The 319-nt window shown below is 75.5% G+C and carries 1 protein-coding gene; it reads left to right on the top strand.

Annotation, left to right across the window (positions count from 1 at the left end; all coding sequences use genetic code 11):
• Positions 1-319 (top strand): hypothetical protein (locus tag JHD82_RS29285; protein WP_199140414.1); only part of this gene is annotated, 319 nt, incomplete at both ends.

Raw genomic sequence — 319 nt, 5'->3', positions numbered from 1 at the left:
CCCCCCCCCCCCCCCCCCCCCCCCCCCCCCCCCCCCCCCCCCCCCCCCCCCCCCCCCCCCCCCCCCCCCCCCCCCCCCCCCCCCCCCCCCCCCCCCCCCCCCCCCCCCCCCCCCCTTTTTTAATGACACGGCGACCACCGAGATCTACACTGTTCGCATTTCGTCGGCAGCGTCAGATGTGTATAAGAGACAGGCCCAGGACGAGTCCGAGCGCCAGAACCAGCTGCTGCTGCAGGAGATCGCCGCCCACAAGCGCACCGATGCCGAGCTGCAGGCCGCCAAGGACCATGCCGAGCAGGCCAGCCAGGCCAAGACCCGC

Origin of the sequence: Delftia sp. ASV31 (genome assembly GCF_016428765.1) — a bacterium.
GTDB lineage: Bacteria > Pseudomonadota > Gammaproteobacteria > Burkholderiales > Burkholderiaceae_C > Comamonas > Comamonas acidovorans.
The sequence above is the reverse complement of the archived record's forward strand: the minus strand, read 5'-3'. Positions and strand labels throughout refer to the sequence as shown.